The 26,718-nt window shown below is 36.0% G+C and carries 22 protein-coding genes; 8 read left to right on the top strand and 14 right to left on the bottom strand.

What is annotated here, in order from left to right; all coding sequences use genetic code 11:
- Positions 1-4: 4 nt before the first annotated feature.
- Both BW951_RS00425 and BW951_RS00420 read right to left on the bottom strand, forming a co-directional pair.
- Entirely contained in the window at positions 5-1,357 is a 1,353-nt protein-coding gene (locus tag BW951_RS00425; protein ID WP_084196325.1) for a TolC family protein, read from the bottom strand.
- Between the two features lie 89 nt (positions 1,358-1,446).
- Entirely contained in the window at positions 1,447-2,040 is a 594-nt protein-coding gene (locus tag BW951_RS00420; protein ID WP_076389960.1) for a TetR/AcrR family transcriptional regulator, read from the bottom strand.
- Positions 2,041-2,221: 181 nt separating this feature from the next.
- On the opposite strand from BW951_RS00420, the gene BW951_RS00415 reads away from it, so the two are divergent.
- Complete coding sequence (locus BW951_RS00415; RefSeq protein ID WP_084196324.1) at positions 2,222-5,458, top strand: T9SS type B sorting domain-containing protein; 3,237 nt, start codon at positions 2,222-2,224, stop codon at positions 5,456-5,458.
- Between the two features lie 90 nt (positions 5,459-5,548).
- Here the strand turns inward: BW951_RS00415 and BW951_RS00410 are convergent, their stop codons facing one another.
- The 7 genes from BW951_RS00410 to recQ all read right to left on the bottom strand — a co-directional run bounded on the left by BW951_RS00410 (position 5,549) and on the right by recQ (position 13,868).
- Positions 5,549-6,373, bottom strand: coding sequence for a CvfB family protein (locus tag BW951_RS00410; RefSeq protein ID WP_076389956.1), 825 nt, complete (start codon positions 6,371-6,373; stop codon positions 5,549-5,551).
- Positions 6,374-6,420: 47 nt separating this feature from the next.
- Positions 6,421-6,906 carry a hypothetical protein gene (locus BW951_RS00405; protein WP_076389954.1) on the bottom strand — a complete coding sequence of 162 codons (486 nt, stop codon included), beginning with the start codon at positions 6,904-6,906 and terminating at the stop codon, positions 6,421-6,423.
- A gap of 80 nt (positions 6,907-6,986) precedes the next feature.
- Complete coding sequence (locus tag BW951_RS00400; protein ID WP_076390527.1) at positions 6,987-7,853, bottom strand: proline and serine-rich protein 1 family protein; 867 nt, start codon at positions 7,851-7,853, stop codon at positions 6,987-6,989.
- A 93-nt stretch (positions 7,854-7,946) separates the two neighbouring features.
- The gene (lpdA, locus tag BW951_RS00395) at positions 7,947-9,350 is read right to left on the bottom strand and encodes a dihydrolipoyl dehydrogenase (protein ID WP_076389952.1); all 1,404 of its coding nucleotides are present in this window, start codon (positions 9,348-9,350) and stop codon (positions 7,947-7,949) included.
- A 227-nt stretch (positions 9,351-9,577) separates the two neighbouring features.
- Entirely contained in the window at positions 9,578-9,928 is a 351-nt protein-coding gene (locus tag BW951_RS00390) for a hypothetical protein (RefSeq protein WP_076389950.1), read from the bottom strand.
- 64 nt (positions 9,929-9,992) lie between these two features.
- A complete protein-coding gene (locus tag BW951_RS00385) occupies positions 9,993-11,072 on the bottom strand; it encodes a glycosyltransferase (RefSeq protein WP_076389948.1) in 1,080 nt (359 codons plus the stop codon).
- A gap of 591 nt (positions 11,073-11,663) precedes the next feature.
- On the bottom strand, positions 11,664-13,868 hold the full coding sequence (gene recQ, locus BW951_RS00380; RefSeq protein ID WP_076389946.1) for a DNA helicase RecQ: 2,205 nt from the start codon (positions 13,866-13,868) through the stop codon (positions 11,664-11,666).
- Between the two features lie 159 nt (positions 13,869-14,027).
- Between recQ and BW951_RS00375 the strand changes: the two genes are divergently transcribed.
- The 5 genes from BW951_RS00375 (at position 14,028) to BW951_RS00355 (ending at position 20,486) form a co-directional block, all read left to right on the top strand.
- Positions 14,028-14,987, top strand: coding sequence for a KpsF/GutQ family sugar-phosphate isomerase (locus BW951_RS00375; RefSeq protein WP_076389944.1), 960 nt, complete (start codon positions 14,028-14,030; stop codon positions 14,985-14,987).
- An 8-nt stretch (positions 14,988-14,995) separates the two neighbouring features.
- Positions 14,996-15,481: a hypothetical protein gene (locus BW951_RS00370; RefSeq protein WP_076389942.1), complete on the top strand. Its 486-nt coding sequence runs from the start codon at positions 14,996-14,998 to the stop codon at positions 15,479-15,481.
- Positions 15,482-15,557: 76 nt separating this feature from the next.
- Positions 15,558-16,385: a twin-arginine translocase subunit TatC gene (gene tatC / locus BW951_RS00365; RefSeq protein WP_175608766.1), complete on the top strand. Its 828-nt coding sequence runs from the start codon at positions 15,558-15,560 to the stop codon at positions 16,383-16,385.
- A gap of 448 nt (positions 16,386-16,833) precedes the next feature.
- Positions 16,834-18,462 carry a M1 family metallopeptidase gene (locus BW951_RS00360; protein WP_076389939.1) on the top strand — a complete coding sequence of 543 codons (1,629 nt, stop codon included), beginning with the start codon at positions 16,834-16,836 and terminating at the stop codon, positions 18,460-18,462.
- Between the two features lie 167 nt (positions 18,463-18,629).
- Positions 18,630-20,486, top strand: coding sequence for a M61 family metallopeptidase (locus tag BW951_RS00355; protein ID WP_076389937.1), 1,857 nt, complete (start codon positions 18,630-18,632; stop codon positions 20,484-20,486).
- Positions 20,487-20,938: 452 nt separating this feature from the next.
- On the opposite strand, the gene BW951_RS00350 is transcribed toward BW951_RS00355, so the two are convergent.
- From BW951_RS00350 to pepE, 3 genes are all read right to left on the bottom strand, one after another.
- Positions 20,939-22,093 (bottom strand): sensor histidine kinase, encoded by a 1,155-nt coding sequence (locus BW951_RS00350; protein WP_228427448.1) that lies wholly within the window; start codon positions 22,091-22,093, stop codon positions 20,939-20,941.
- 7 nt (positions 22,094-22,100) lie between these two features.
- Positions 22,101-23,471 carry a D-alanyl-D-alanine carboxypeptidase/D-alanyl-D-alanine endopeptidase gene (gene dacB / locus BW951_RS00345; RefSeq protein WP_076389933.1) on the bottom strand — a complete coding sequence of 457 codons (1,371 nt, stop codon included), beginning with the start codon at positions 23,469-23,471 and terminating at the stop codon, positions 22,101-22,103.
- A 371-nt stretch (positions 23,472-23,842) separates the two neighbouring features.
- Entirely contained in the window at positions 23,843-24,535 is a 693-nt protein-coding gene (gene pepE / locus BW951_RS00340; protein ID WP_076389931.1) for a dipeptidase PepE, read from the bottom strand.
- Positions 24,536-24,719: 184 nt separating this feature from the next.
- Here pepE and BW951_RS00335 point away from each other — a divergent pair, with 184 nt between their 5' ends.
- Positions 24,720-25,283, top strand: a complete 564-nt coding sequence (locus BW951_RS00335) for a hypothetical protein (protein WP_076389929.1) — start codon at positions 24,720-24,722, stop codon at positions 25,281-25,283.
- Between the two features lie 46 nt (positions 25,284-25,329).
- On the opposite strand, the gene BW951_RS00330 is transcribed toward BW951_RS00335, so the two are convergent.
- Positions 25,330-25,812: a YdeI/OmpD-associated family protein gene (locus BW951_RS00330; protein ID WP_076389927.1), complete on the bottom strand. Its 483-nt coding sequence runs from the start codon at positions 25,810-25,812 to the stop codon at positions 25,330-25,332.
- A 34-nt stretch (positions 25,813-25,846) separates the two neighbouring features.
- The gene (locus tag BW951_RS22595; RefSeq protein ID WP_175608765.1) at positions 25,847-26,002 is read right to left on the bottom strand and encodes a hypothetical protein; all 156 of its coding nucleotides are present in this window, start codon (positions 26,000-26,002) and stop codon (positions 25,847-25,849) included.
- 42 nt (positions 26,003-26,044) lie between these two features.
- Between BW951_RS22595 and fsa the strand changes: the two genes are divergently transcribed.
- Positions 26,045-26,698, top strand: a complete 654-nt coding sequence (gene fsa, locus BW951_RS00320) for a fructose-6-phosphate aldolase (RefSeq protein ID WP_076389923.1) — start codon at positions 26,045-26,047, stop codon at positions 26,696-26,698.
- Positions 26,699-26,718: the final 20 nt, after the last annotated feature.

Below are 26,718 nucleotides of genomic sequence, written 5' to 3'. Positions count from 1 at the left end.
TTTATTACGGGTTTTGTAGTGTATTTAATTCTCCTTTTGCTTTAATTAACTTGATTTCAGCCTGTTTATAATCCAGCAAAGCATTGGCGTAGTTCTGTTTTGCCTGCGTTAATGCATTTTCAGCATCCAGAACTTCTGTAAGTGTTGCTAAACCATACTGGTAGTTGGATTGTGTATTTTTCTGAACTCTTTCTGCCAATCCTACGTTGTCTTTCATACTTTCAATATTAATTAAAGCATTTTCTATGTTGGTAATGGCATTTTTATAATCTAAATTTAGGCTTAACTGCGTATTCTGAATGTTCAGATCCAGATCCTGAATATCAATTTCTGCCTGATTGATCTTCGCTTTTGTAGCTCCTCCGGTAAAAATCGGAATATTAACATTTAATCCGATTGCAGAATAATCGCTCCAGAGAACGCCGTTCTTAAGTCCGTTGGTTAAAGGAAATTTTGCTCCATTTGCACCCCAACCGTAATTGGCAACCAGGTTTACCGTAGGATACAGATAGGCTTCCGTAGCTTTTTTATTGAATACCAAAAGCTCTCTGTTTTTGTTTAAAACTTTAATTTCGGTACGGTTATCAAGGTTTAAATTTCCTGCTACCAGTTCCGGTTTTGGTTCAATGGTTTTTTCTTCCAGCTCGATATCAGACTCAATCGGAATTCCCATGTAAAACTTCAGTGCGTTTTTAGCCAACTGAACAGAGTTGATTAACGTCTGTTTGTTTGATCCGATATTGGTAAGCTGAACGTTGGTTCTGTCGAGATCAATAGATTTTGCCAGACCGTTATCCACCAGGCTTTTAATAACGTTTCTTACTCTTTCCGTATTGGAGTAGCTTGCCTCTACGGTTTTAAGATTTTCTTCCTGAACAAAAACCTGATAGTAAGCGGATGCTACATTTTCGATGATCTGTTCGTTGGTAAGCTGGGCATTAAGCACATAAAATTCTCTTGTAGATTTTGCCGCCTTCAGTCCGGTGAAAACTCTCTGATCGAAAATCGCCTGTTGAAGCTGTACAGAAGCTGTAGAGTTCCACGGCTGTCCAAACTGGGCTCTGATTTTTTCGCCTCCAAACTCAAGAAGAGATTCCTGAATGATCGGATTGTAGGTTAAACCTGCTGTTGCTGCAATCTGTGGTAAAGCTCCTGCTTTTGCCTCATCAATTTTATATTCGGCTTTTTTGATCTGTAAAGCTGCCCTTTTGGCTTCCGCTTTATTCTGAAGTGCCTGCTTAATTGCTTCCTGCAAGGAAACCTGCTGTTGTGCAGACACCGATGAAAAACCGAACATCATAAATGCAGCCGCTATTCCTACTTTTAGCTTGTTTGCAGTTACACGTTTTTTCATAATATTATACTTCGTTTATTTTTTTAATGTAATTATTCTGTTAAGTGATTTTATTTCAAATGACGAATCATTTCTTAAAATACTTTACCGTTTTAGTTTTTAAATAGCATATTTAAAATGATCTCTTTTCTTTCCGAAATAATCTTGTCGAATTCTTCCTCACTGATCATAAGATTTTCCATTAATAAAGGTCTTACCGCACTCGGGAAAACCAGCAGGGAAATCATATTCAGAAGAAACTGAATGGGTTTCATCCTTTCTATATTCCCCAATTCCATTTCTGTTTCAATATCCTTAAAAAGCCTTTTCAATTCATCTTCTTCAATATCTTTTTTGTGGCAGTTCCCTTTATTGATCTGTGAAACGATATAGGTTTCCAGATAAGGATACTGAAGACTTGTGGATAAGCTTCCTTCGATAAACTGGCTGATCTTTTCTTTAAGAGGAAGATCGGAGGTCATAATAATCTCAGATTTTTCTTTTTCCACTTTCTGGGCTTCATCAAAAATGATCTGGATGAGGTTGTCCCGTGAGCGGAAATAATAATTGATAAGCGTTCTGTTGACACCGGCTTCATCTGCAATTTCCTGAGTAGTAGTGTCAAACTTACCTTTCACAAAGAATAAATTCTTTGCTGTTTCCTTAATTAATTCCTGTGTTTGGTCTTTTTTTGCTTGATTTGACATTTTTGTTAAACAAATTTGTGCAAATTTATATGAAAATTTATTTTTGACAAAATTGTTAAACAAATTTATTAAACAAATTTGTATGATTTGCATCATATTTTAAATCTTATTGTGAGATTGCGTTTTATTAATCTTTTTGAAATAGCGGATTTTAATATATTTGCCGAAAAATTAGTAACCAATGCGAAAAATATTGTTTCTATGCACAGTTTTCTGCTGTGGATTTTTGTTTTCTCAGAACTTTTCCTGGGTAAAACAATTCAGAAGCTATACAGACTATGCTGATCATATTTCAAAAGTTCAAAAAGATGATAATGGAAATATGTATCTTTTAGGTAAGACCCTTAGTTTCAGTGGAATTGATATAGATCCGGGACCAGGTGTAAATCTTTTAATTCCAACAAATTATATAAGTTCAGGAGGATCAGGAACAACCTTTGTCATCAAACTGGATAGTAATGGTAATTATCTGTGGAGTTACAAAATAAGTAATGTACATAATGATATTGAGTACGATTTGAAGGTTAAAAACGGAAAAGTGTATGCACTCACCAATAAATCTGTTTATCAAGGAAATTATATTAATGGCTATGCTACAATTACCACTTTAGACCTTAATGGAAACCTTATTAATGAAACGCAGGTAACAAACTCAAATCCAAATTCATTAGATGTTGATAACAACGGAAATGTATATCTAAGTACTTTTACTTTTTATGATCTTGTATTTCAACAAGCTGCAAATACAGCTTTTAATGATACAAACTCTACGGCGGCTTCGTACATTATTAAATTTAATTCTTCTTTACAGGTTCAATGGCTAAAAAAAGTTACCAACGGAATCGAAAATAAATTGGTTTTAAATTCTAATAATGATGTCTATTTTGTGATGAATAACATATATGGTCAGTCTCGGTATACATTGCAGCGATACAACACTAACGGGACTTTGCTTTGGTCTGGAATTCAAGAAGACCAAAGTTATTCTGATATTCTTGTTGATAAAAATGATAAACTTATTGTTTCAGGTCAATGGATGGCTCAGTTTTTACCTATTGACGTAGATCCTTCAAGTAATCAATATTTATTGCCTTCCAATACTTATATCAGCCTTTATTTATTGTGGTTCGATACTAACAATAATTTACTTGATGTAAAAAAATATTTAAATAACGGACAGCATTTTCCTTTATCTATAGAGGGTTTAAGTTGTGATGATTATAATAACCTGCATGTTAATGGATATTTTGATAAAACTTTCGATGCCAATCCTGACTTGGGAGTAAATAATATTGTATTTGGAAGCGGATATTCAGAAGGCTGTTCGATAACTTTTAACCCTAATAGAGAATATAAAACGTCTTTCAGAATAGGATCTACTAATGCCTATAAACCAAATGCGTATGCAAGAGTTTATCAAACAGTAAATCTTAATGACAGTTATTATTATGTCGGAACTTTTCACTGGAACTGTGATTTTGATCCTTCTGCCAATGAGTATTTTTTAAATACAATAAACACATCAACAACTAATGATGATGGTTACTTGTTAAAACTAGAAAGATGTAATAATTTACCTCAAAATTCAAGTATGAACATTTGTTTAGGTGCAAATATTCAGTTGAATGCAACTGGCGGAACAACCTATAACTGGACTGGGCCAAATGGATTTACTTCAAATCAGCAAAATCCTACAATTCTCAATTCAACAACAGCAAACTCTGGAATATATACTTGTCAGGTTACAGGATCTACTAATGGATGCGACGGAAGTTTTTCTGTGCATGTAATTGTTGGTGATATTACTCCGCCAGTTCCTAATGTAACAAATCTTCCCAATATCATAGGAGACTGCCATACGACGATTTCGAATTTTCCAAAAGCAACAGATAATTGTGCCGGAATCATTACGGCAACCACTACCGATCCTCTTTCCTATTCTGTTCCGGGAACTTATGTGATCCACTGGACTTATAATGACGGAAACGGAAATGTTTTGGCACAAAACCAAAATGTAACGGTAACAGCAACGGCATTACCAGTAACAACCAATCTTCAGCAAATCTTCTGTAAAAGCACCAATCCAACTGTTACCAATATTCAGATTACAGGACAGAATATCAAATGGTACGATGCAGCCGGAAATGTTTTACCTTCAACAACGGCGCTGGTAAACGGACAGACCTATTATGCTTCTCAAACGATTAACGGATGCGAAAGTGATAAAATCGCTGTTCAGGTTACCGTGAATGAAACTCCAAAACCTACAGGAAACGCTGTTCAGGATTTTTGTGCTTCGGCAAATCCTACTTTGGCAAGTTTAGCTGTAACCGGAACTTCCCTTAAGTTTTATGATGCCGCAGGAAATATCTTACCGCTTACAACTCCTCTGGTGAACGGAACAGTTTACTACATAACACAGACGCTGAACAACTGTGAATCTGAAAAACTGGCAATTACGGTAACACTTTCAACGAATAATGTTCCTGCCAATGATTATTCGGCGACGTTCTGTAACAGTACGACAGGAAACTCTATGATTGTGAATTTAACGTCGTATCAAAGTAATATTATTGCCAATCCTTCAGGATATACATTTACTTATACGGATGATTTTGGGAACGTAATTACCAATCCTTCTGCGTACTCTTTAAATTTAGGAGCGACCGTTATCCATGTAAAGGTTTCCACACCGGACGGATGTTTTAAGATTGTACGATTAAATATAGCTCTGAACCCTAAACCTATATTCAACCTTCCTGAAAGAATTGATTTCTGTAAGGGAAAAACAGTTACTCTGGATGCAGGAAGCGGATTTTCATCTTATCTATGGAGCAACGGAGCAACGACTCAGACAATCACCGTTTCAACTCCGGGAAATTATTCTGTAACAGTAACCAATAGTTTTGGCTGTCAGAGTACGGATAACATTCAGGTAAGCTATACGGTTTTGCCGGAAATTACCTCAGTAAATATCAGCAACAATTCCGCAACGGTAATCCTTTCTGCGACAGGCAGCTTTGAATATTCTTTAGATAACTTCACATGGCAGGATTCTAACATTTTCACGAACTTAAATATTGGAGAATATATTGTTTATGTAAGAACAAAAGGAGGCTGTATCATTGGTCAGAAACCTTTTTCGATATTCAATATCCCAAATGCATTCACTCCCAATGCAGACGGATATAATGACCAATGGAAAATTGCAGGACTGGAAAATTATCCGGGAACTGAAGTGAGCGTTTACGACAGAAGAGGTCTTCCTGTTTTCAAGGAGATTATTTCTAAAAAACCTCTGCAATGGGACGGAAAACTCAACGGAAATCCTGTCCCGACAGGAAACTACTGGTATACGATAAAAGTTTCAGACGGCAGAGTATATACAGGCTGGCTTCTGATTAAGAACAGAGACTAAACAAAAACGAGCGGAAAATTTTCCGCTCGTTTTTTTTATTTTTAAAGGTTTATTGATTGTCTTTACAACTTTTTGATGAGTCAAAAACAATTACAATAATCGAATTTTGTCGTCTAGAATATCAATAATTTTATCTTTATACAATCCTCCGATGGCTTTTTTAAAGTTCTTTTTGCTCATCTGAACTTCGTCTTTAATTTCTTCGGGAGTTGATTTGTCTGAAAGATGAAGCAAACCGTAGTTTTCTTCAAGTCTGTCTAAAATTTTCTTTTTAAATTCATCAATATTTTCAAAACCTTGTGGCTGTAGGGAAACATCAATTTTTCCGTCTTCGCGGATCTCTTTGATATAACCGGATTCTTCAGACAACGGATACAGCTTTTTGAATACATCCGAATTGTAAATGAGTCCGATATATTTTTTGTTGATGACTACATTCCAGCCCAACTCACTTTCATTCATCATAATAAGATCCACTTTATCGCCTTTCTGAAAAGGCAGATCCTGATATTGAGGATTTCTTTTGAATTTCGTGGTTCCGGTAATCAGTTCCAGATCTTCATCCACATAAATATAGACAAGATATCTTTTGCCTTCAATGATCTTAGATTTCTGCTGCTTGTAAGGAATAAACAAATCTTTGATGATTCCCCAATCCATAAAAGCTCCGCTTGGAAGACTTTGTATACAGCTCATTACGGCAAACTCTCCTACTTCTGCCAAAGGAATTTCTGTTGTTGCCTTTAATTTTCCGTCATCCTGATATACAAAAACTTCAATTTCGTCATCAATTTCCTTATCATCCTGAATGAAAATTTTAGGAAGAAAAGCCTTTTCTCCGGATTCGTCTGTTAAGATCCATCCCGAATTATTTTTATCTGAAATTTTTAAAGTCTGAGTTTTTCCGAATTGCATGTATGATAAAATTAGTCTGCAAAGGTAAGGAAAATCAAATCTTTAACCTATTTATATTCTTCCAAATCTCTTCTCAGGGTTTTGGACTCTTTCAAATAACTGTTTTCTACATCGGGATTTTGAGCAATACCTGTTACTTTTACAAGTTTTTCATCAGTATAATAATATCTTGATTCTGAAAGTAATTTAGGATTTTTTATATATCCATTCTCATCAATGATCTGATATTTTTTTGCCAAAACAAAGATAAGTTTATCATTTTCTGAGAAAAAATATTGTGTACTGATATTCCATGCCGAAAGACCTACAAAATGTTCTATTTTTTTAAGTTTTCCATCTTTATAAAATCCTTTCAGTTCAATTCCGTTATCTGAAATCTGGTTTTTTCCTAAGAAATAAGAATAGGGAACAGTTTTGGTCTGATAGTTTTTAATACTATTGATTTCCGAAACCGTTTTACTGATTGACTTGATATTCTGACTAAAAGTGTAACCCGAAATAAAAATAGAAAAGCTTAACAAAAATGATCTCATATTTTTTAAATCTAAAAAAGAGAGAAAAATATCTCTCTTTTATTTTATTTTTTTGTAAATATTTTTCAAAAGTTTTTTTATCATGAATTTTGTACAAATTCCATCAATTCCCGTTTGCTGCTTTCAAAATCGAAGGCATCGTAAACCAGAAAATATTTATGCTTATCTACACATTTTGAAAACATAGACTTTGCAAGAGAAATTTTATTTTTGTCAAAACTTAAATCTTTTACCAAAATAAGGATCTGATTCGAAGTAAACAGGGCATGTTTTCCTTGCTGACTAATGAACATCATTTTTTTATCGTCAAACCAAGCCTTTTCCTTCATCATCGCCATAAATCCCTGAAACGTCTGATTATCCATCACATTAGGATAATTTACGTTATCATTCCATTCTCCCGAATTTCCGTAAGGATTGTTCCAGACATCATTCCAGTCATTAAATCCGTAAGACTGGTTCTGAACAGGATATGAATCTAATAAAAATAATCCTTCATTGGTAAAGAAATCAAGAACCAATCTGCTGTTGTTTCTTACATTCAAAGTGGTTCTATATAATAAATAACCGTTTTCATAAATTGAAACAGGAATTCTTCCCGACGGAAGATCAAAAAATCTGAATCTTCCGGAATTATTGGAAATAAACTGATCTCCCAGTTCAACACTGAACATTCCCTGCTCTGGAATTCTCAGAAAAACTTCTGAATATCCATACTGCTGATTCCATTGATAATTGGGATTTTTACCTCTGAATCCGTTATTATTTCCATTCTGATTTCTGAATCCGGAATTATTGCTGTTTCTGTTCTCCGCTCTTTTTGCTTTTGGAGATTCCATTTCTGTTTTTGAAGCCTCGTTTTTTAAAAGCTCGCCTGCTTTTCCTGCTTCCTGGGCGAAAGAAAAACTTCCTACAAGAAACAAAACACTCATAAATATATTTTTCATAACACTTTTTTTAATCTCCAACTCCACTTTCATGCCAAAAAAAGAGAAACCAGTATCTGATTTCTCTTTATTATTTATATGACTGTTTATCAATTACATATGAATTGGTCTTTTTGCCGTAGCATCCAAAGCTGCTTCTTTAATTGCTTCAGCATACGTAGGGTGCGCGTGAGAACTTCTTGCGATGTCTTCTGCACTTGCACGGAATTCCATAGCGATAACTCCTTCAGCAATTAAATCTGCTGCTCTTGCTCCCACAATGTGCATTCCAAGAACTTCGTCTGTTTTTTCGTCAGCAATAATTTTTACCAAACCATCTACATCACCACTTGCACGGCTTCTTCCCAAAGCTCTCATCGGGAAAGAACCTACTTTATAAGCTACTCCTTCCTGTTTCAACTGCTCTTCAGTTTTTCCAACTCCTGCAACTTCCGGCCAAGTGTAAACCACTCCCGGAATTAAATTATAATTGATGTGAGGCTTCTGTCCTGCTAACGTTTCAGCAACAAAAACACCTTCCTCTTCTGCTTTGTGAGCCAGCATTGCTCCTTTTACTACGTCTCCGATTGCATAAATGTTGGCAACGTTGGTCTGTAAATGGTCATTTACTTTTACTCTTCCTCTTTCGTCAAGCTCAACCCCTGCTTTTTCCAATCCAAGACCGTCTGTGTAAGGTTTTCTTCCTACAGAAACCAGACAGTAATCTCCTTCTACTGTTACTTCCTCTCCTTTTTTGTCTTTCGCTGTAATTTTTACTGTATCTCCGTTTCTTTCCACGGCTGATACGGCTGTAGAAAGCATGAATTTCATTCCCTGCTTTTTAAGAACTTTCGTTAATTCTTTACTTAATGCTCCGTCCATTGTCGGGATAATTTTATCCATAAACTCAACCACAGTAACCTGAGCTCCTAATCTTAGGTAAACGGAACCTAATTCAAGACCGATTACTCCACCTCCGATTACGACTAAATGTTTCGGAATTTCTTTAAGATTTAAAGCTTCTGTAGAAGTAATCACTCTTTCTTTATCTAACGTGATGAAAGGTAAAGAAGACGGTTTAGAACCTGTTGCAATGATGGTATATTTGGATTCGATGGTTTCTGTAGAACCGTCGTTTTTTGTTACTTTGATCTGAGTAGCGGATTCAAAGCTTCCCACTCCTTCAAAAACAGTGATTTTGTTTTTGTTCATCAGATAGCTGATTCCGTCTGTATTTTGTTTAATTACCTCATTTTTACGCTCGATCATTCTTGCAATGTCGGCTTGAGGCTCGTTGATAATGATTCCGTGACCTGCAAAATTGTGTTTTGCGTTCTCAAAATGCTCAGAGCTGTCTAAAAGCGCTTTTGACGGAATACATCCCACGTTAAGACAAGTTCCTCCCAAAGTTGGATATTTTTCAATAATTGCTGTTGTGAAACCTAATTGTGCAGCACGGATTGCAGCAACATAACCACCAGGACCGGAACCGATTACGGTAACATCAAATTGACTCATGTTATTTTATGAATTTGTTTATTATTAACTTTCTTATGCTTACAAATTTAACGATTTATTACCACGTGAGAAAGTGAGATTTGTCAAATTTTTGAGAGGGATGATTGAGGATGGAAGATGGAAGTTTAAAGAATTGCAAATATCTTTTAAATTTAATCTTTTATTCATTAAACTAAACTTTTCCAATAGTATGATCTTCCAGCTCCCGGCTTCATACTTCCAACCTGTTACAAATCCAACCTCAGTTTCCCCTGTCCAAATTCTCCTGTGCTTTCAAAATACGAGCCTCCGTAAACGTACCAATCAAGGCTTTCCAAATATTCTACAGCATTTTCGGGGGTAATTTGAGGACGGTCTTTTTTAGAAACAATTCCCTTGTACCATCTTCCGGATTTGGAAAAACTTTCATATTCCACAAAATAACGGATCCAGATTCTCTGGCAAAGTTTACACTGCTGAATGCTTACTTCGGCAAATTTTCCATTCGTTTTATCGATTCCCAATTCTGACGTTCTGAATTCTGTGTAAGTGGAAGTCGGTTTTTCGCAGGCACATCCCAGTTTCTGGATTTTAATCATTAGTAATTGTTTTCTGAAATTAAAAGTCCAAAATTAAAAAATATTAACTGAATACTCAAGACAGTTATTTCATAAGATCCAGCAAAACTTTTTCGTACTGATTTAAGATAATATTCTTGGAAAATCTGGATTTTATCGAATTTTTAATGGCTTCATTTTCATGATCTTCATGTAGAATCCTCATAATCTTCTGCGAAAAATCTTCATAATTTTCAATATTCGCAATTTCTCCATTGGTGTCGTCCTGAATGATTTCGGTAATTCCTCCGGGACAATTATTGGCTAAAGAATACGTTCCGCAAGCTCCGGCTTCAAGCAAAACATTCGGAAAACCTTCATATCTTGATGAAAGGATAAACAAGTCTGCATATTTTAAAAACTGATAAGGATTTTCCTGTCTTCCGTGAAAGATCACATTTTTCAGACCTAAAAAATCTTTCATTTGGTGCAAAATCTCACGATCTTGACCGTCTCCTAAAATATGAAGCAGAATATTTTCGTTTTTAAGTCTGGAGAAAACTTTCAGTAAATTATCAAAACCTTTTCTTGCCGATAAATTTCCGATCGCTACAACATTTTTATAGCAGTATTTAAAACTTTCCGGTTTATGGGAAATTTTAATTTTTTCATCAATAAAATCAAAATCTACAGGATTGTTTATTTTAACAATTTTCGAAGGCTTAATCTTAAAATTAAGCATCAGATCATGCTTCATATCATCACTTTGCGCAATGATTGTATCGTAATTGTTATAGAAATTGTAGAAAAATTTAATTTCCTTTCTGGTAACGTGCTGAGAAACAACATTGGTTTCCCTTGCAATAAATTTTGTCTTGGGAAAAACTTTGATGAATAAAGACAGATAAGCGTTTACTTCTCCAAATCCGGAAAATACAATATCCGGCTTTCTGCGGTAAATTTCCCTGAGAATAGGTTTTAAGGAATGTCTGATTCTTTCCGTATTCACATCAATGATTTCAACGTCATCTTTCAAAATACTGAGATAACCTCCCTGTTTGCGCAAAAGCAATATCTTAGGCTCAAAACGATCCCGTGAGAGATGATTTGCAATGGTGGTAACAATTCTTTCCGCGCCTCCGGTTTCCAGATCCGGCAGAATAAATATGACAGAAATCTTTTTCATCACTGTAAAATTAGTAAAAAGTTTTCTTAACCTTCAAACCAAACCTATAGAGTTTATTTAATCTTTTTTATAAATAAAAATATACTTATTGGAAAACGCAAAGACGCAAGATCTTTATTAGTCTTAAACTTTTAAGGCGTAAGAAAATCAAAGATTTCCAATAAGAATTGATGCCTAATTTTATCGTAGATAAAATATCTTTGCGCCTTAAGACAAGGCCGTATTTAATGAATATTTTGCGTCTTTGCGACGATTATAGCTATTAAGTTTAAACATTCTGATTAATAATTTCAGTATGAAATTAAACTCTATTTAATTTTTTCATTTGTTCAGTTTGTCATTCCGTAGGAATCTAAATGTAGTACTAGAAAATTTTATGTTGAGATTCCTACGGAATGACAAACTTTACGAATACCACTTAAATGAGTACTTTTTCTTAAAATAAAAAAGAAACTCCTCGTGGGAAGAGCTTCTTTTTTATTTTTTTCCCTGAAGAAACCAGTCTATAAATACCCCAAAAAGAAGTAAAAGGAAATAGCATCCTATCAAGAAAATTATAATATACAAAAGATATTTTAATACATCTTTCATTTAGTTGGCAACATCGCTGATGAATTTTATTCTCAACATTCTCACCTCTTCATCCGAAAGTTCGTCTCCGAATTCATCTAAAAGAACTTTCATGCTGTCGCTTTCAGACTCATTCATGAATTCCATGAAACCGTCAACAATATCTTCATCAAAATTATCTTCAATATAATAATCGATATTCAGTTTGGTTCCCTGATAAACAATACGTTCCATTTCCTTCAGCAATTCGTCCATCGAAAGATTTTTGGCTCTTGCAATGTCTTCAAGATCGATCTTTTTATCGGTACTCTGAATGATAAAAACTTTGTGACTGGATTTGTTTGCCACCTGTTTCAGAACCATATCCTGAGTTCGCTCGATATTGTTGTCTTCTACATATTTACTGATAAAATCTGCGAATTCTTTACCGTATTTCTTGGCTTTTCCTTCTCCGACTCCATAGATTTTAGTGATTTCTTCCACCGTAATAGGATACTGAACCGTCATATCTTCCAAACTCGGGTCCATGAACACCGTGTAAGGAGGAATTCCGTGTTTTTTGGCAACCTTTTTTCTTAGTTCTTTAAGCTGATTGAATAAATTCTGATCCAGACCGCCTCCGGACTGCATCTGAACCTGATCGCTTTCTGCTTTTGTCTGTGTTAAATCAAACTCACGGTCTTCTGCAATTAAGAAAGAATGTTCCAGTTTGCCATCAAGAACAAGTCTTCCCTTTTCAGCAATTTTTAAAACGCCGTAAGTTTCAATATCTTTCTGTAAAAAATTCTGAACCGTTGCCTGTCTTAAAATTGTTTTCCAGTGGTTGTCTTTTTCTTCTTTTCCAAAACCGAAATAAGAAGTCTGCTCCAGTTTGTAAGACTTGGTAACTGCAGTTTCTTTTCCTGCGATGACCGAGATCAGATCCTTGGCTTTGAATTTTTCTCCTGTATCGTTAATCAGCTCAAGAACTTTTCTCAGATCGTCTGTTGCATCTTTTAATTTGGGCGGATTCGATGAATTGTCGCACATTTTTGCTCCGTCACCATTGATTGGATCAAAATTTTCCCCGAAATAATACAGAATATACTGTCTTCTGCTCATCGAAGTTTCGGCGTAGCCTACCACTTCATTTAGAAGCTGCAATCCGATTTCTCTTTCGGAAACAGGCTTCTGAGCAAGGAATTTCTCCAGTTTTTCAATATCTTTAGGATCGTAGAACGCGAGACAATGACCTTCTCCACCATCTCTTCCTGCACGACCGGTTTCCTGATAATAGCTTTCCAGAGATTTCGGGAAATCGTAATGTATTACAAAACGTACATCCGGCTTATCGATTCCCATTCCGAAGGCAATGGTTGCCACAATTACATCCACTTCCTCCATCAGAAATTTATCCTGATTGGCTACCCTTATTTTCTGGTCGAGACCTGCATGATAAGGCAGTGCATTTACGCCATTTACCTGCAGAAGCTGTGCAAATTCTTCAACTTTTCTTCGGCTCAGACAGTAAACAATTCCGGATTTCCCTTTATTCTGACTGATGAACTTTACGATTTCCTTGTCTACATTTACCTTAGGCTGTACTTCATAGTAGAGATTCGGTCTGTTGAAGCTTTCTTTAAAAACCAAAGCATTCGTCATTCCCAACGTTTTCTGGATATCATCCTGAACTTTTGGTGTAGCTGTTGCGGTAAGTGCAATTACCGGAACATCGGCAATTTTATCGATAATGGATTTCAGGTTTCGGTATTCCGGTCTGAAATCGTGTCCCCACTCTGAAATACAGTGTGCTTCATCAATGGCAAAGAAGGAAATTTTCACATCTTTCAGAAAATCCAGATAGTCTTCCTTAATTAGTGATTCTGGGGCAACATATAAAAGTTTGGTTTTACCACTTTTAATATCGTCGAAAACCTGTTTGGTCTGCGTTTTGTTTAATGATGAATTTAAAACGTGTGCTACTCCATCGTCAGATGAAAGCCCGTTCACGGCATCTACCTGGTTTTTCATCAACGCTATAAGCGGAGAAACCACAATTGCCGTACCTTCCGAAATAAGAGCCGGAAGCTGATAACATAAGGATTTTCCTCCTCCTGTAGGCATCAGAACAAATATATCCTTCCCGTTCAAAAGGTTTTCTATAATCTGCTCCTGCTGTCCCTTAAAAGTAGAAAACCCGAAATATTTTTTCAATTCGCCTGATAAATTGGCTTTTTTTGCGCTCATCTAATTTTCTATTGCTAAATTTGCATCTAACCCAAAGATATGAATTTTTCGCTTAAAATAAAAGCGAACGAATTTATAAAAAATAAAATTTATATTAAATATCCTTTTAAAAATATAACGTTTTTTAAGAGATTTTTCGTATAGCCTGTAAAAGTAAAAATGGAAAGAGCCAACATTATTTCAATCGCAAAAAGTACGTTAGAAATAGAAATTTCAGAATTAGAAAAACTTAAATCCAGACTCAATGAAGATTTTGCGAAAGCCGTAGAAATTATTCATTCTGCCAAGGGAAAACTTATCGTGGTGGGAATCGGCAAATCGGCGCACGTTGGAAATAAGATTGTTGCCACCCTGAATTCCACAGGAACCCCTTCTCAGTTTTTACACGCTTCGGAAGCCATCCACGGAGATTTGGGCGTTATCCAGAAGCAGGATGTTGTGTTGTGTATTTCAAATTCCGGAAATTCACCGGAGATTGTGAATCTGGTTCCTTTCCTGAAAGACTATTCTTCTGCATTAATAGGAATGACGGGAAATAAATCCAGTAAACTTGCTGAATTTTCCGAAATTATTTTAGATACGTATGTAGAAAAGGAAGCATGTCCGAATAAACTTGCGCCTACCAGTTCAACCACTCTGCAAATGGCTTTGGGAGATGCTTTGGCGATTGCTTTAATGGAAATGAATGATTTTAAGGCGAATGATTTTGCCAAATTTCATCCGGGAGGAAGTCTGGGTAAAAATTTAATTTCCAAAGTAGATGATTTCCTTTCATCCCAAAAACCTCAGGTTACAGAAAATGATACGGTAAAAGATGTCATCATCTCAATCAGCGGTTCCCGACACGGAATCACAGTTGTAACGAATAATGACGAAATTATCGGAGTCATTACCGATGGTGATTTGAGAAGAATGCTCTTAAAAGGTGATGATATTGCGAAAGTTCTGGCAAAAGACATCATGTCTGCGCATCCGAAGACCATCGAGAGAAACGCTTTGGCTAAAGAAGCCATGAAAATATTAAAGGACAATAATATCGGACAGCTTGTGGTAACGGAAAACGGAAAATATTTCGGAATTATCGATCTGCATAAATTGCTGGATGAAGGAATTAATTAATCTCTTTTATGTATTTTTTACTTCTTTTGGCAGGTCTTTTATTTTATATCCTGAGAAATTATATCTATTACCACGCAGACCAGCCCAGAACTTATACTGTATCAAGAAAGAAAGAGCAAAAGATAAATTATTTCACGGAACATACATTTGATGAAAACAGTAATGACTATTATGATATATTGGTAAAAGTTTTAGTCCTGTGTACTTATGATGCCGAAAAATTCAGAACTAATGCCTCGGAAGATTTTCCATTCAGAAGACTTGAAGAAAATATAGAATTTGTCTTTACCGAAGAAATTTTCAAAACTATGCTGAGAAACAACCTGATCGGTGTGGCAACCATTCCTAAACTTTTACAATTTAAAGAGGCTGTATCAAAAATTACTGAGGACGAATGGTTTTTCGAAAAAGTAGACCTTAATCTGGATGAGCGATGGAAAGAAATCGGCAAAATTGCTAAAAATCTGCTCAACGATATGAAAATAGAGAATTAGTCCACAGTATTGATATTAAACTTCCTTTTACTGAAACTTTTTTCCTAAATTTGAAATCTTAAAAAAATATTATCCTGTGAGTGATGCTAAAGACATGTCTTTTTGGGGACATATTGGTGAACTAAGAGGTCATCTCATCCGTTCAATTCTCGCTATTATAATTGCTGCAGTTATTATCGGTTTCAATATCAACTGGATTATGGATCACGTTTTCTTTGGTCCTACCCGAAATGATTTTGCCACCTTTGAGATTGTGAATCATTTTTCCAAAATGATTTTGGGCGAAGACAGCATTCACCTTCCGAAAGATTTTCCGGTTCGTGCAAGCAAGCTTTACCAGCAGTTTAATGTGATGATGGCAGTTTCCATTTTTGGAGGAATTGTTTTGGCTTTTCCTTATATTGTATGGGAACTTTGGAGATTCATCAGCCCCGCTTTACATCCGAATGAAAGAAAAAATTCAATCTTTATCATCAATTCGGTTTGGATTTTATTCATGACGGGCGTTTTATGCGGATATTATTTAATTCTTCCTTTTGCCGTTAATTTTGGGGTTATTTTCAAAATCTCCGATATTATTATTCCGCTTTATGATTTAAGCGATTATACGACTCTGTTTTTACAGGTTGTTTTAGGAATGGGCGTAATTTTCCTTTTTCCGGTTCTTATTTATTTCCTTACCACCATCGGAATTCTTACACCAACCTTTATGAAAACATACCGTCGTCATGCGATTGTTTTAATCATGGTAGTTGCAGCAATTATCACTCCGGCAGACGTTTTAAGTATGTTGATGGCAGCATTTCCACTGCTTTTACTGTACGAATTCAGTATCATCATGTGTTCGTATACGTATAAGAAAGTTCAGAAAGCGGCTGGAAATTTACCTACAGTTCAGAAATAATTTTTATTCATTTAAAATATAGTCCCGTAGATTTTCTGCGGGATTTTTCTTTTTCAGGAGCTTTATCGCGCTTTCCGCACTCGCTATTTTCAAGGTTCAGGTTTTGCGGCTTTGCCGCCGCAAAACCTGAACCTTGAAAATGAGCTCAGACAATTGCTGCAATCGCGGCTGGGGTTTTTGTCTGGAAAAGAATTGTTTCTGAAAATATTGATAGTAAGTCTTTTGCGGATTGTGTTTTTTAACCACCCCGTCAAAAATTCTTCAGAATTTTTGACACCCCTCCAGAGGAGGGGAATTTTACTTGGAAACCATTGATTACGAAATGATAACGACAAAAAATGTAACAAACTTTTACTTCTTTCGTCTAATTAAAAAGATCGTAATAATTTAGATAAGCTGAATTTTACGTCTATTAAATTTCTATTTTAGCGATTATAATTTAATTCAGATGAAAAAACTTTCATATACGCTTTTGTTTGCGGCAAGTCTTTCTTTCGGACAGTTTTTCGAGAAAGATAAGGTTTTCACGAAACAGGATACCTTAAAAGGTTCCAATACACAATTCCGAAACTTTTGGGACGTCAAAAAATATGACCTTACCGTAGAGCCTGATTTTACTCAGAAAAGTATTAAGGGAAACAACAAGATCAGTTTTGAGATCATTAAAGACGTTACCAATCCTACGTTTCAGATTGATCTGCAGCAGCCAATGAAAGCCGATAAATTGGAAGCCAGTTTTCCGGTTGCAGAATATAAACAGGACGGCGATTTTATCTGGATCAAAACCAATAAAAGCTTTAAAAAAGGAGAAAAATATACAATTGACGTCACCTATTCCGGAAATCCAACCATTGCAAAACGGGCACCTTGGGACGGAGGCTGGGTTTTCACCAAAGATGAAAACGGAAATCCGTGGATGAGCGTTGCCGACGAAGGAATCGGAGCTTCTATCTGGCTTCCTACCAAAGATATCTGGGATGATGAACCCGACAATGGCGTTGTGATGAAAATCATTACTCCCAAAGATTTAGTGGGGGTTGGAAACGGAAGATTAATAAGCAAAAAAGCAGAAGGTGATAAAATGGCTTACACATGGGAAGTTAAAAATCCGATTAACGCCTACTCTATCATTCCGAATATTGGAAAATATGTGAACTTCAAAGATACTTTTAACGGAGAAAAAGGGAAACTGGATTTGGATTACTGGGTAATTGATTATAATTTAGACAAAGCAAAAAAACAGTTTCAGCAGGTAAAACCCATGCTTTCAGCCTTTGAGTACTGGTTTGGACCCTATCCTTTCTATGAAGATTCTTACAAGCTTGTAGATTCCCCTTATTTGGGAATGGAGCACCAAAGTAACGTTGCGTACGGAAATGCTTACCAAAACGGTTATCTGGGGCAGGATCTTTCCGGAACGGGAGTTGGATTAAACTGGGATTACATTATCGTTCATGAAAGCGGACACGAGTGGTTTGCGAATAATATCACAGCAAAAGATCAGGCAGATATGTGGGTACACGAAGGTTTCACGATGTACTCCGAAGTCTTGTTCACCGAAAAATATATGGACAAAAAATCTGCGGATATTTATGCACAGGGAATCCGCAATGGTATTCAGAATGATGTTCCGATCATCGGGAAATACGGCGTAAGAAATGAAGGAAGCGGCGATATGTATCCGAAAGGCGCAAGTATGCTTCACACGATCCGTCAGGTCATCAATAACGATGCGAAATTCAGAGAAATTTTAAGAGGAATCAATAAAGATTTTTATCATCAGACGGTTACCACCGAACAGATCGAAAATTATATTTCAAAGAAATCCGGAATCGATTTTTCAAGTGTTTTCAATCAATATCTGAGAACCACAAAAATTCCGACACTGGAATATTCTCAGAAAGGCGAAGAACTTAAATTCCGCTACACCAATATCATCAAGAATCTAAAGCTCCCAATCATTGTTGACGGAATAACCATAAATCCAACCGAGCAATGGCAGACTGTAAAGCTAAAAAAAGGAACTCCTGTACAGTTTAACGAGAATTATTACATTGATTATAAAAAGGTACAGTAAAATCTTAATAATACAGGCAAAATCATTTTTCGGTTTTGCTTTTTTGTTTCATTTATTCAGGAATCAGTATTAAATTAATTACTCTCTGTAAATTTTAACAAAAATTTAAAACTTTTAAAGTAACAAATTCAGTTTTTCATCAACTACTTGAATATAATTTGAACTCAATGAAAAAAATAGCACTAAGTTTAGGATTACTGGCTGCGTTTTTTGTAAATGCACAGTCTATAAAAACTACGATAGATCTGGTAAATGTAAAAGACGATAAGGTTGCCGTAACGATGGAATTCCCAAAAATGAAATCCGGTGACGTGAAGTTTCATTTTCCTAAAACCGTTCCGGGAACTTATTCTGTAGACGATTACGGAAGATTCGTGGAAGGAATTAAATTTTTAGATAACAAAGGAAAAGAGATTGCTTTCACAAAAGTAAATGACAACACTTACGCTCTGAAAAATGCTCAGAATTTAAGCAAAGTAACTTATCTTGTGAATGACAGTTTCGATGAAGAAATGGACGATTCCAAACACAAAGCGGTATTTTCACCTTCGGGAACAGATATTGAAACCGGAAAAGTTTATCTGATCAATACCCACGGTTTTATAGGTTACATCGATAATATGCAGGATGTTCCTTATCAGTTGGTTATCCAGAAACCGACAGATTTCTACGGAACAACCGCTTTGGTAGATCAGGATAAATCTGAATCTACAGACACCTATACTTTAGCGAATTATGCAAAAGTGACCGATTCTCCGTTAATGTACACAAAACCGGATTATGTGACGTTTAATGCGGGAGGAATGGATCTTGTATTGGGCGTTTATTCTCCGACAGGAAAATACAAAGCCGCTGATTTCAAAGAAAATCTTGAGAAAACGGTGATTGCCCAGAAGAAATTCTTAGGTGACATGAACACCAACAAAAAATATGCGATCATGCTTTATCTTTCGGGAATGGAAGAACCGCATATCAAAGGTTTCGGAGCTTTGGAACACCACGAATCCACAAGTGTTGTCCTGCCTGAAATGATGCCAAAAGATGCCATTGACAAAACCATTACAGACGTTGTTTCTCACGAGTTTTTCCATACGGTAAATCCTCTGAAAACGCATTCGGAAGAAATTCACTATTTCGATTATGCAGATCCAAAAATGTCTCAGCATTTGTGGATGTATGAAGGCGGAACAGAGTATTTTGCGAATTTATTCCAGATTCAGGAAGGTCTGATCACAAAAGATGAATTCCTTCAGAGAATGAGCGAAAAAATCGCCAACTCCAAGAACTATAACGATACGATGCCTTTTACGGTAATGAGTAAAAATGTTCTTAAAGACGAATACAAAGACCAATACAGAAACGTTTACGAAAAAGGTGCGCTTCTTGCGATGTGTCTGGATATCGAATTGAGAAAGCTGTCCAACGGAGAAATGGGCTATCGTGACATGATCAGAAAACTGTCTCAGCGATTTGGGGAAAACAAACCGTTTAAAGACGATAAACTGATTGACGAACTGGTAACAGTTACAGGGTATCCTCAGGTAAAAGATTTCTATAACAAATACATTTCAGGAGATCAGCCGACTCCTTATGCACAATATCTGAGTCTTGTAGGTGTAGAAGCAAAAAAACAGGAAACTCCGCCAATCTTCTGGTTCATTAAAGATCCTCAACAGACCGGTTTTGATGATAAAGACAATGCTTTTGTATTCGACGAAAGTTCTGCCCTGTCTCCTTTCTCAAAAAGCATCGGATTTAAAATCACTGATAAAATCGTTGCTCTGAACGGAAAAACCATCAATGTTCAGAATATCCAGTCGTTTGTAGAATATGCGAAATCTGTAAAGGAAGGACAAAATGTAACGGTAACCGTTTTAAGAAAGAATGGTGACAAAACAGAGAAAATCGATCTTAAAGGGAAAGCAATTCTGGATAAAATGACGATCGAAACGCTTCAGTTCAAATCTAATCCAACAGCCGCTGAACAAAAATTACAGGATCAGTGGTTAACCGGAAAAAAATAAATGCAGCTAAGATTAAAATTAGGACTTAGTAATCAAGCGGGGAATTTTCTCCGCTTTTTTACTGTCAATGTGGGCAGCAAGAGTTTTTGAGCAAACGGATGTTTCTGCAAGTTCAGCATGACATTGCTAAATCCAACTGCTATTTTGAAATTTTGTCAGACTGAGCTTGTCGAAGTCTTTGTAAATGCTGTAAATAATGGCTAATTTTCAGGAGCTTTTTCCTGCTTTCCGCACTCGCTATTTTGTGTATTTGGGGTTTGCGGCGGCTTCGCCGCCGCAAACCCCAAATACACAAAATGAGCTCAGACAAAGCTTCAATCAGGGCTAAAATTCAGGTCACTCCTTATAAATATTCAATGAAAAATTGTCAGTTAATAAAAATCAAAATATAAATTTCGCAGCTTAGATTCCTCCGGAATGACAAACTTTACACAGCACATTCCTGAAACAATTTACCCTTTTTTAATCGTAATCCTAAAAGTCGTTCCCTTTCCTATTTCCGTCTGAGAAATTTTAATATCTCCGTTGTGATATTCCTGAATCACTCTTTTTGCCAGAGACAATCCCAATCCCCAACCTCGTTTCTTGGTTGAATAACCCGGTTTGAAAGCATTTCTTGCCTGTTGTTTCGTCATTCCGCTTCCCGTATCCTGAACTTCAACAACAATATTTTTATTTCTTTCTAAAACCGACATAGAAATAGAGCCCTCTCCTTTCATCGCATCCACTGCATTTTTAACCAGATTTTCAATCACCCAGCTCATCAGGATTTTATTATGGGGAACCAAAATCGTGTAATTGGGAAGGTGAAGTCCGAAATTGATCTTTCTTGAAATTCTTGTTTTCAGATAATCGTAATTTTCCTGAATGGTCGCGTTGAAATCCCTATCATTCAGTTCCGGAACAGAACCAATCTTCGAAAACCTCTCGGAAATCGTTCTTAATCTCTCAATATCTTTTTCAATTTCATGAACGCCTTCGGAATCCGGAGTATCCAGTTTCATAATTTCCATCCAGCCGATCATCGAAGATAATGGAGTTCCGATCTGGTGTGCAGTTTCTTTAGCAAGACCTGCCCAAAGATAGCCTTCGTCCGTTTTTTTAATCGTCCGTAAAAACCAGAATGAAAAAAGAAAATAACACAGAATGAAAAACCCTAAAATATAGGGAGAATACCGAAGATTATTCAGCAGTTCGGAATTATCATAGTATACAAACTGATTGTTTGCATTGGGAACTTTTATTTCGATCGGAGGATAATTTTTAGCCATTTTGTTAGCCAAGTCAACAATTTCAGCAGAATTATTTTCAATATCCTGCGGAATATTTTTATGCTCGATAATCTGTCCGTTCTTATCGAGAATAATCACCGGAATTGTGGTATTCGAACTGTAAATCTGCAGCAGCAATGCCTGAATTTCCAGACTCGGAACTTTTACTTCCTGCTGAAATTTCAGCGCAGTGACTAAAATATCTACCCGTTTTACTTCTTCTTTTCGGAGGAAATTAAAAAGGATCGTAGAAGCAATAACAATCGTTAAGACAACAATTGTCATCAGCGTAAAAATAATCCAGTTGTTAAGTCTTGCAAATATGGATTTCTTCAAGGCAAATTTATTTTAAAACATTCAGGATTTTCTGCAGTTCTGTGCTTCCGCTTCCTTCATAATTGTTGATGATAATGGAGAAAACATATTTTTTTCCGTCTTTTGAGGTGTGATATCCTGCATAAGATTTGGTATCGCTCATCGTTCCGCTTTTCATTTTCATGCCGTTATCATGTGTTGGAAAACCATCATAATAAGATTCAAACCAAGGCTGTTTTCTGGCGTACAGCAAAGCCTGAACTTCTGCTTTCGCAGCAACATAATTTTGCGGAGAAAGTCCGCTTCCGTCGGCAAAATTAATCATATTCGGGTTGATTCCCTTTGATTTCCAGAATTCTTTTAAATAAGCTACTCCGCTTTTAAAACTTGGATCGCCTTTTTTCTCTTTTCCTAACGTTTTTATTAAAGTTTCACCGTAAAAATTGATGCTTTTTCTCAGAAACCAGTAAATAATTTTATCCAAAGTCGGCGATTCGTAGGTAAGAATAATATTATTTTTCGGAGTCTGCAATGCTTTTTTTCCTTCAATTTCCAGTTGGGAATTGGTAACCACTTTCCCCGAAAAATCAATTCCCGAATCTTTCAGCCATTGTTTCACTTCCGCTCCAAGCTGCAAAGGCGGATTGGGAACCGAACCGGAAACCGTAACCGTTTTGGCGGGTAAAGTTCCGTTAATCAGCGCAACGTCAGAATGCGGCGCCGTAAAAATCAGACTCTGATCTGAACTTCCGCCCACTTTAAGATCATTCAGCCAGTTAACTCCTTCAAGCGGATAAGAGAAGCTTTTGAATTCATTTCCGTTGATATTGATATCGAACTGATTTTCGCGCCAGTTGATCCCCCAAACTCCGGCTCCATAGTAATTTCCAAGATCATTCCATGGCCATCCTCCCGGAATCGTCTGATGATCAAAATAAGAATCGTCGATCACAAGATCTCCTGAAATTTTTTTAATCCCGGATTTTTTTATGGCATCGATTAATTTCTGCTTAAAATTTTCGGGTTTATAGGCTTCATATCTCCAGCTTCCCAATGTGGGATCTCCGGTTGAGCTGATGAAAAGATTTCCGTTCAGGTTTCCACCAGAAATATTTCCCGAATATGATGAAGTAGTCTTGTAGGTGTAGTTCTTTCCTAAAATCTCCAAAGCTGCTCCGGCAGTAAATATTTTCTGCGTAGAAGCTGTGGAAAGTCCTTTATTTCCCTGATATTCGTAAATGAAATTTCCATTTTCATCGGAAACATAAAATGATAAGTTAGACGAAATTGCCCCTGAAGAATTCATCAGATTTTTGGTTGCTTCATCCAGTTTCTGAGTAATATTTTGGGCAAAAATAATCTGCGTGGATAATGTAAGAACAGCCAATGTCTTTTTCATTGCGTTTTTTTATAAACTTTTTATTGTCTTTTTAGAAATGAAGCATCTGCTTTATTTTTTCAGCATATTTTTAAGTCTGTCTAAACTTTTATTTAACCGCAAAAGTCACAAAAGATGAACTAAACTTTTATTTAAAGCTGATCATTATAAATGGAAAAAGCTCACCGTAGTTTTTAAAAATCTTTGATTTTTATTCTTTTGATCGCTTTATTGATGTGCTTCGACAAGCTCAGCATGACACTGCTACAAATAAACTGTTGAAATAAAACAGTTAGTATTAGAAATATCATGCTGAACCTGCGAAGCATCTGATTTTATTTACATATGATTACAAATCAAATTCTTCAATTCAAATATAATTAAAATAAAATTTACAGTTCAGTTCCGGATTCGATTTCATAAGGTTCCTTTCCTTTTTCGAAGATTCTCGTGAGTTCGGTTCCTTCAACGGTAATTTTATCGCCCATTCTTCTGATCCAGTTTCCTTCACGAAGTCCGACAACTTTTAGATCATTCTGCGTTAAAAATTCTTTGATTCTGGTTTCTCTGGTTTCACCATTATGTTTAAGTTCAGGATTCGGATCGAGATAATGCGGATTGATATTGAACGGAACCAGTCCCATACAATCAAAACTTGGAGGATATACAATCGGCATATCGTTCGTTGTTTTCATATTCTGTCCGCCGATATTGCTTCCTGCACTGCATCCCAGATAAGGCTTTCCGCCTTCAACATTTTGCTTTAAAACATTCATCAAGCCTTCTTCATGTAAAGTTTTTACCAGTAAAAAAGTATTTCCACCCCCTGTAAAAAATGCTTTTGCACTGTTTATGGCTTGTATTTTATCCTCAAATTCATGAAGACCTTTCACTTTAATATGGATGGTTTCAAAAAAAGAACGTGCTTTTGCTGTATAATCGTCATGAGAAATTCCGCCCGGTCTGGCGAAAGGCACGAAAATGATTTCGTCGATTCCATCATATAATTTGATTAATTCTTCTCTCAGATATTCCAGATATGCTCCACCAAAGAGTGTGGAAGTTGATGCCAAAATGATATTCATAACGGATAATTTGTCTTATGATCGTTGTTTTACAAAGATAACCGAATCTGCAGCGAATCAAAAATAATGATAAAAAAACATAGAATCCCGTTAATATTTTCCAAAAAAGTTTAAAGGTTCTAAAATTTAATCGTTTATGGAATTATAATTGAACTTTAGTTATCAACTTGAAAAATGTAAGATTATGAAAATGATTAAAAGTAATATTCAAAACCTGTTTTTAGGTTTGATGTTTATAGGAACCGCAAGTTTTGTAAATGCGCAGACGACACAGACAGACAGTACAGCTGCTGCAAAAACAACCACAACAACCGCTCAGTCGACAGGAAATCCAACGATTGACGGTCTAAAAAAACAGATCGAAGCCAACCCGAAAGATACCGAAGCTTTGGCAAAATTAGCCGGAGCGTATCAGGATGCTTCAGACTGGACAAACGCAATTGATACATGGAAAAAGATTTCGGCTTTAGTACCGGATTGGGCGCCATCTTATTATAGTCAGGCTTATGCCTATCAGTCTGCGAAAGACGATGCCAATGCAAAACTGGCTTATGAAAAGTATATTGCAACGGTAAAGCCTGAAGAGGTGGAACAGAATAAGAAAAATCTGGCATACGCATATTTTTACGTAGCGTTCTCCGAACAGCAGAGCAATCCTGATAAAGCAAAGGAGCATATTGCTAAGTCCTTACAGTACGATCCTACCAATCAGGATGCTGTAAAGTTAAGCAAAGCTTTAAATTCATAGTTGTGAAAGATCCGAAGAAATTGTCTTCGGATCTTTTTTCTTTTTATTAAATTTTCCTGCCGAAAAAGTCTGTTTCTCCTTTCAGATGCTGAATGATTTTCTGAATATTTCTCTGGATGCTTTTTTCAGTTTTCAGATGATTGATATATTTTATCAGTTCTGATTTTCTTGAAGAGCTTAATTTTTCAAAGTTTCTTAAGGCAATTGGATTTTCGTTGATGGCTTTCTCCAAGTCAGAATGCATAGAAATTTTTCTCTCGGAGTCATCATATTCAATAAAAATATCAAGTGTTTCGCCAATTCTTTTTGGTGAATCTTTTAGCATGGTTACATTAATATACAAACGCCATTCTCCCTTATATTTCATTAAATTCTGCTTAAATTCTTTGCCGTTCACTGTTCCTTTTACGGGAATCGGACTTTTATTTTTGCCAGAGCTTTCAAATACGGCGGCAAGAATTTCTTCAGGAAGAAAAACAAACGGATTAATCCCGATAATTTCAAGTTTCGCGGTGAAATGGTTTTTCATTACTACTTTATTGCTAACTAAATTAGTGATTATTTTAAAACTGTAAATCTTTAACCACCCCGTCAAAAATTCTTTGATTTTTTGCCACCCCTCCGAAGGATGGGAATTGTAATTCTCTACTATTCACTTTTGTTTTAACAGAAACTCTTCCTGAATGCGGAATCTCATCTTTAATTAATTTTCCACTCAAAAAGGAATGATTATCTTTGTACAAAATAAATCTGTAAAACAAATGAAATTTTTTATTGACACTGCTAATTTAGAGCAAATAAAAGAAGCGAAAGATCTTGGAATTCTTGATGGGGTAACAACCAACCCATCTTTAATGGCAAAAGAAGGAATTCAGGGAGCTGAAGCAATTAAAAATCATTACAAAGCCATCTGCGAAATTGTAGACGGAGATATTTCTGCGGAAGTTCTTTCTACAACGTATGAAGAAATGATTAAAGAAGGGGACGAATTGGCAGCAATCCACCCGAATATCGTGGTGAAAATTCCGATGATCAAAGACGGAATTAAAGCGTTAAAATATTTTTCAGATAAAGGAATCAAAACGAACTGTACGCTGATTTTCTCTCCGGGACAGGCTCTTTTGGCTGCAAAAGCAGGTGCAACTTATGTTTCTCCTTTCCTGGGAAGACTGGATGATATTTCAACTGACGGATTGAATTTAATTCAGGAAATCAGATTGATTTTTGATAATTATATGTATGAAACTGAAATTTTAGCAGCTTCTATCCGTCATTCGATGCACATTATCGACTGTGCTAAAATTGGAGCAGATGTGATTACTTCACCGCTTCCTCCGATCTTGAGTTTACTGAAACATCCTTTAACAGACAGCGGATTGGCGCAGTTTGTTGCAGATTCTCAGAAATTATCTTAACAATATATCTTTTTATATTT

It is taken from the genome of Chryseobacterium gambrini, from assembly GCF_900156825.1.
Lineage (GTDB): Bacteria > Bacteroidota > Bacteroidia > Flavobacteriales > Weeksellaceae > Chryseobacterium > Chryseobacterium gambrini.
This window is presented reverse-complemented; position numbering and strand designations above follow the sequence as displayed.